General features: G+C 58.4%; 7 protein-coding genes. 6 read left to right on the forward strand and 1 reads right to left on the reverse strand.

The window, feature by feature from the left end; all coding sequences use genetic code 11:
* The 6 genes from ABYT07_RS18155 to ABYT07_RS18180 all read left to right on the forward strand — a co-directional run.
* Positions 1-786: ATP-binding cassette domain-containing protein (locus ABYT07_RS18155; RefSeq protein ID WP_372993428.1), on the forward strand; the 786-nt coding region annotated here is incomplete at its 5' end.
* Positions 783-1,244 carry a GNAT family N-acetyltransferase gene (locus tag ABYT07_RS18160; RefSeq protein WP_372993429.1) on the forward strand — a complete coding sequence of 154 codons (462 nt, stop codon included), beginning with the start codon at positions 783-785 and terminating at the stop codon, positions 1,242-1,244. The genes ABYT07_RS18155 and ABYT07_RS18160, both read left to right, overlap by 4 nt.
* Positions 1,245-1,307: 63 nt before the next feature.
* Positions 1,308-2,054, forward strand: coding sequence for an SDR family oxidoreductase (locus ABYT07_RS18165; protein ID WP_372993430.1), 747 nt, complete (start codon positions 1,308-1,310; stop codon positions 2,052-2,054).
* 65 nt (positions 2,055-2,119) lie between these two features.
* Entirely contained in the window at positions 2,120-3,115 is a 996-nt protein-coding gene (locus ABYT07_RS18170) for a P1 family peptidase (protein WP_372993431.1), read from the forward strand.
* Complete coding sequence (locus ABYT07_RS18175; protein WP_372993432.1) at positions 3,108-3,914, forward strand: alpha/beta fold hydrolase; 807 nt, start codon at positions 3,108-3,110, stop codon at positions 3,912-3,914. The genes ABYT07_RS18170 and ABYT07_RS18175 overlap by 8 nt, the downstream gene beginning before the upstream one ends.
* A complete protein-coding gene (locus ABYT07_RS18180; RefSeq protein ID WP_372993433.1) occupies positions 3,911-5,287 on the forward strand; it encodes a tetratricopeptide repeat protein in 1,377 nt (458 codons plus the stop codon). The genes ABYT07_RS18175 and ABYT07_RS18180 overlap by 4 nt, the downstream gene beginning before the upstream one ends.
* A gap of 55 nt (positions 5,288-5,342) precedes the next feature.
* Here ABYT07_RS18180 and ABYT07_RS18185 read toward each other — a convergent pair whose 3' ends face one another.
* Positions 5,343-5,801: a cytochrome c family protein gene (locus tag ABYT07_RS18185; protein WP_372993434.1), complete on the reverse strand. Its 459-nt coding sequence runs from the start codon at positions 5,799-5,801 to the stop codon at positions 5,343-5,345.
* Between the last annotated feature and the right edge of the window lie 236 nt (positions 5,802-6,037).

The following is a 6,037-nucleotide window of genomic DNA, read 5'->3' on the forward strand; positions in this document are numbered from 1 at the left end:
AACCTGAGCAGGGATTACAATCTGCCGCGCAAAACCCTTTTTGGCAAACCCGCCAGCTTTCGCGCCGTTGATGATGTGTCCTTTACCATCCAGCGCGGGGAACGGTTGGGGCTGGTGGGGGAATCCGGTTGTGGCAAATCGACCCTGACTCGGGCGGTTTTGGGCCTTGAACAAGTGCAAGCCGGAACAATCACCCTTGATGGCGAACCGGTCTTTACCGGCACCAAACCCAATCTTGCCGTGCGGCGCAAAATGCAGGTGGTGTTTCAAGACCCCTTCGGCAGCTTTAACCCCCGCCACCGCGTCGACCGCCTGATCACCGAACCGTTTCACCTGCTTGCCGATCCCCCACAGGGTGCCGCGCGCGACGCCGCAATTGCCGAAGCGCTAACGGCGGTGGGCCTATCCCCCGACGATGGGCGCAAATACATACACGAATTTTCCGGCGGCCAACGCCAGCGCATCGCGATTGCCCGCGCTTTGATCATCCGCCCCGATCTGATCTTGTTCGACGAAGCCGTCAGCGCGCTTGACGTATCGGTCCGCGCCCAGATCCTTGATCTGCTGGCTGATCTTTGCAAAGCATATGACTTGACGTATCTGTTCATCTCTCATGATCTGTCAGTTGTACGCACCGTGACAGACAGGGTTCTGGTGATGAAATCCGGCAAAATCGTGGAACAGGGGGCAACGCAATCAGTGTTTGAAACCCCGCAACATCCCTATACGCAAAAGCTGCTGGCCGCCGCCCCGGTTCTGCCAGAGTTCGAGAGCGACCCAGCATGAAAATCACAATCTCCCCCGTACCAGAGGCCAATCGCGCCACGCTTGACGCAATGGCCAAGACCTATTTCGCCGAATTGCTGCCAGACGGTCCCCCCTATTATCCGTCAGCACTGGACCGTTATTGGATCGAACGCGGACGTCACCCCTATCTGATCAACGCCGATGGCCAGCCTATCGGATTTGCGCTGGTCTGGAATCATCCCGACGGCACTCACGAACTGACCGAATTCACCATTCAACCTGCGCATCGGCACCAAGGCATCGGTACAGAGGCGGCACATCTGATCTTTAACGCCCTTGGCGGCGACTGGACCCTTGGGGTTGCCGCCCTGTCCCCAGGCGGGATGCCGTTTTGGCAGCAATGCCTGACGGATTGCGAAAACGCCTGCGAGATCACCCAAGGTCCGCCCAAAACCGTCCATCAAAGCGGCAGTTTTGCCTTCAGGATTGAACGCTAGCGCTTGGCGGGACCGGCCAATCCTCATACCATCAAAGAAATCATCACTACCGGAGGGGAAATTATGCGTCTGACAGGAAAAACCGCGATCGTAACCGGAGGAGCCTCCGGCTTTGGCGCGGGCATCATCCGCCGCTTCTTGCAAGAAGGCGCGCGGGTAATGGTGGCTGACATCAACGGCTCCGCCGCCGAACAATTCGCCGCCGAAATGGGCGACCACGCAATTGCCCAACAGGTCGACGTGGGCGACGGGCCTTCTGTGCAAGCCATGACCGACGCAGCCCTTGCTGCTTGGGGTCACATCGACATCCTGATCAACAACGCTGGCGTGTCCCACATGCCCGCCCCGCTTGATACCATCAGCGAAGACGACTTTGACCGTGTCACCCGCGTGAATATGAAATCCGTTTATCTGACCGCGCGCAGCATCGTGCCGCATATGAAATCCCGCGGCATGGGCGCAATCCTAAATGTCGCCTCCACCGCAGGGGTATCGCCACGACCGAACCTCAACTGGTACAACGCCTCCAAAGGGTGGATGATCACCGCCACCAAAACCATGGCGGTCGAATTGGCCCCTAACGGCATCCGCGTCAACGCGATCAACCCTGTCGCTGGCGAAACACCTTTGCTGAAAACCTTCATGGGCGAAGACACACCTGAAATCCGGGCCAAATTCCTTGCCACAATCCCCCTCGGTCGTTTCAGCCAACCCGAAGACATGGGCAACGCCGCCCTTTTCCTGTGTTCGGACGAAGCCAGCATGATCACCGGCATCGCCCTCGAAGTCGACGGCGGGCGTTGTATCTGACCCTGCTTCATTTTGCCAAAAAAACTCCCTGCGGAGCATCCCGCCAGCGCAACAGGCTCTAACTTATGCAAACCGGTCCCAAAAACCTTATCACGGATATCCAAGGCCTTAGGGTGGGAAATGCGCAGAACGACGCGCTGAAATCCGGCGCGACGGTTTTGACCGCCGATCAACCCTTTACCGCCTCTGTTCATGTCATGGGGGGCGCGCCGGGCACCCGCGAAACCGATCTGCTTGCCCCTGATAAATCAGTGGCGGTGGTCGATGCGCTGGTGCTGTCCGGCGGGTCGGCTTACGGGCTTGATGCCTGTTCCGGTGTGGTTGACGGACTGCGCGCGGTCGGGCGGGGATTCAAGATCAAAGATGCCACGATCCCCTTGGTGCCCGGCGCAATTCTGTTTGATCTGCTCAATGGCGGTGACAAGGCGTGGGATGATAACCCCTACCGCGCTCTTGGTCGTACCGCTTTCAACGCGGCAAGTGAAAGCTTTGATTTGGGCAGCATCGGGGCGGGCACCGGCGCGCTTAGCGCGATGGTGAAAGGCGGGCTAGGGTCCGCGTCCCTGCAATTGCCTGATGGCACTATGGTCGGCGCTTTGGTTGCCGCCAATCCTGTGGGCGCGGTAACGACCCCGGGTGACAGGCATTTCTATGCCGCCCCGTTCGAAATGGGCGCTGAATTTGGCGGCCTTGGCCCTGATCCTGCCAGCGGTCTGGGACTTGATCTGGACAGCCGCAAGACCGCCGCCATGTCGCCGCGCGAAAATACGACCATTGCGATTGTCGCCACAGATGCGACCCTAACCAAGGCACAATGCCAGCGTATGGCGGTTGCCGCCCATGATGGGATTGGCCGTGCGACGGTACCTGCGCACACGCCCCATGACGGTGATTTGGTGTTTGCCCTCAGCACCGAAGCCCATGCGATCGACCCAACGATGCTGGGGCTTATCGGCCATGCGGCTTCGCTTTGCCTTGCCCGCGCCATTGGCCGCGCAATTTATCACGCAACCCCCGCCCCCGGCGATCTGCTGCCCTGTTGGAGCGATCTGAATGCCTAAACTGACCCTTCCCGACGTGACCCTGCATTACGAGATCGACGGAAGCGGACCCCCTTTGCTGATGATCGCGGGCATGGTCAGCGACAGCGCCAGTTGGGCCCCACTTGTCCCGTTGCTGTCCCCGCATTTCACCCTAATTAGACCCGATAACCGGACCACGGGGCGCACGGCCCCCGTCGATGCTGCGGTTTCTGTCGAAATCTATGCCGAGGATTGTGCTGCCTTGCTGGACCGTCTGAATATCCCACAGGCGCATGTTATCGGCCATTCGATGGGCGGCATGATCGCGCTTGAGCTGCTGCACGCCTATCCCGACCAAATCGCAAGTCTGACCCTTGCAGCGACAGCTCCGGTTCGGCTGACGCGCAATCAGGCTCTGTTCAAAGCTCTTTTGGCGATCCGGCAAAGCGATGCAGCGCCTGACACATGGTTGCACGCTTTCTTTCCGTGGCTGTTTACACCAGCGGTCTATGATATTCCCGGTGCCGTGGATGCGGCGGCGGCGGCATCGCTTACTTATGCTCACGCGCAAACCGTCGGGGGCATGGCGCACCAATTGGGCGCACTGGAAGGTTATCAACCTCGCACTTTAGCGTCACCGCTGCCCGCACCGACCCAAGCGCTTTTGGCGCAAGACGACATGCTTATCCCGCTGCCGATGGCGCAACAGGCTTTGGCGGGTATTCCGACGCATATCATTCCTGACGCGGGGCATTCTATTCACTGGGATGCGCCACAGGCAGTCGCTGACCACGTCAAAAGCTTTGCCAATTCAAATCCGATCACAGGTGCCCCATGACAACCGATCTTTATGGCTTGCCGATCACCGCCGATACCCCTGCGACGGTCCAAGGTATCAATGATTTAATCCACGGCTTTATCGCCTACGAAACCAAGGCCCCCAATATCATCGCCGCCGCGGATGCGGACCCTGATTGTGCCATTGCAAACGCCTATGCCGCGATGCTGTGGATGTTTCTTGAATCCCCCGCAGCACCCGCCAAGGCCGCACCCTATCTGGCCCGCGCCCGTGCAGCCGCACCCGGAACCAAACGCGAGGCGCAGGTGATTGAAACCATCGGTCATTGGGTCGATGGCAACATCCCCGCGATGCTGACGGGGTGTGACGTGATTACAACGGACCATCCGCGCGATGTCGTGATGCTCAAGCTGGCGCAATATCACCTGTTCAACACTGGCGACGCGGCAGGCATGTTGCGCATGGCCCTCAAGGCGCTGCCAGAGGCCGCTGATATCCCCTATGTCCATGGGATGATCGCCTTTGGCTATGAACAATGCCACCTGCTAGAGGATGCCGAAGCCGCCGCCCGCCAAGCGATGACCCTGCGACACGACGAACCGTGGGCGCATCATGCACTGGCCCATGTGATGCTGACCCAAGGCCGCGTGGCCAAAGGGGCTGTGTTTCTGGAAAGCGTGGCCGACACGTGGCAACCGCTCAATTCCTTTATGCGCAGCCATAACTGGTGGCATCTGGCGCTGTTTTACCTTTCACAGGGTCGCCATGACGATGTGCGCCGCGCCTATGACGCGCATATCTGGGGGCTGGCCAAAGACTATTCCCAGGATCAGGTCGGTGCCGTTTCGCTGTTGGCGCGGATGGAATTTGCCGGTGTCGATGTTGGGGACCGCTGGGGCGATGTTGCCGATCATATCGCGATGCGCGGCGCGGATACCGTGAATGCTTTTCTGACACTGCAATATCTATATGCTTTGGGGCGCACGCAAAAACCCCAAGCTCAGAGCCTGTTTGACGCGATACAAAATCGCGCTGCCGACACCGCGCAATATGATCACACCGCTTGGGCCGAGGTCGCATTGCCCGCAGCCCGCGGTATCATCGCCCATACCCAAGGCGATTGGCCTACGGCGATCGCGCAGCTTGGGCGTGCATTGCCAAGAATGGCAGAATGTGGGGGCAGCCACGCACAGCGCGACCTGTTCGAACAGATACATCTGGATGCGTTGGTGCAAGACGGCCGCGCCTCTGCAGCGCAGCAGGTTCTTGAGATGCGGCGCACCTACGACCCTGACGGGGTGCCGTTGAATTTGATGCTGGGCGATGTTTACGAGAGTTCCGGCCTGCCGGATCAAGCAACCAAAGCGCGGGCGCGTGCAGATAAAACTCGCGCGTCATTGGGAACGCATTAAAAAAGCCCGCCCCGATCTTGCGACGGGCGGGCAATTTTAGATCAGTCTGATCAGCTTATTCAGACTTGGGTGCTTCTTCCATGCCTTCGGCACCGGGCGATACGCTGGCCAGATAGGCGGCGACATCTTCGGTACCCTTGCGCAATTTGAACGACATTTTCGAACGCGCCTTGCTGTCATCCAGCGTGGTGCGCAGAAAATCAGTCGGATCTTCAAGATATTCTGCCAGACTTGCCTGATCCCAGACCAGACCACCTTCGCCAGCCTCTACGATGCTTTTACCGTATTTGAAATCTTCGACCGAACCGGCCTGACGCCCCACAAGATTGTACAAGTTGGGACCAACTTTACCGCCGCGCTGGATCACTTCGCCCGCGTCATCGACGATTGCGTGGCATGCTTTACACTTACCGAATTGCTTTTCGCCCGCGTCTGCATCGCCCATGCTGTGGCTGTCAGCAAAAGCAGGGGCTGCAAACGCCATGGCCAATACGGTGCTATAGATCAGTTTCATTCATTTTCTCCCGATAGTATCTATGATTATACATAGCGTATAAATTCCAGCGTCAACATCCCGGACCAAAGTGTGATTACACCGCATCCGGTTGATTTGCCGGTATCGCGTCCTGCAATGCCGGAATTTCCATACAATTTGCATGTATGCGCCGAAGGGTAGGATAAGATGTCATATCTACGTCAAACCGCACATTGTTCAGGACCTGAGCGTAGAGACATAGATCAGCCAGCCCG

The organism is Sulfitobacter sp., assembly GCF_041552635.1.
Lineage (GTDB): Bacteria > Pseudomonadota > Alphaproteobacteria > Rhodobacterales > Rhodobacteraceae > Sulfitobacter.

Coding starts and splice junctions, on each gene's coding strand:
- ABYT07_RS18160 (WP_372993429.1), top strand. CDS start 783: ATGAAAATCACAATCTCCCCCGTACCAGAGGCCAATCGCGCCACGCTT.
- ABYT07_RS18165 (WP_372993430.1), top strand. CDS start 1,308: ATGCGTCTGACAGGAAAAACCGCGATCGTAACCGGAGGAGCCTCCGGC.
- ABYT07_RS18170 (WP_372993431.1), top strand. CDS start 2,120: ATGCAAACCGGTCCCAAAAACCTTATCACGGATATCCAAGGCCTTAGG.
- ABYT07_RS18175 (WP_372993432.1), top strand. CDS start 3,108: ATGCCTAAACTGACCCTTCCCGACGTGACCCTGCATTACGAGATCGAC.
- ABYT07_RS18180 (WP_372993433.1), top strand. CDS start 3,911: ATGACAACCGATCTTTATGGCTTGCCGATCACCGCCGATACCCCTGCG.
- ABYT07_RS18185 (WP_372993434.1), bottom strand. CDS start 5,801: ATGAAACTGATCTATAGCACCGTATTGGCCATGGCGTTTGCAGCCCCT.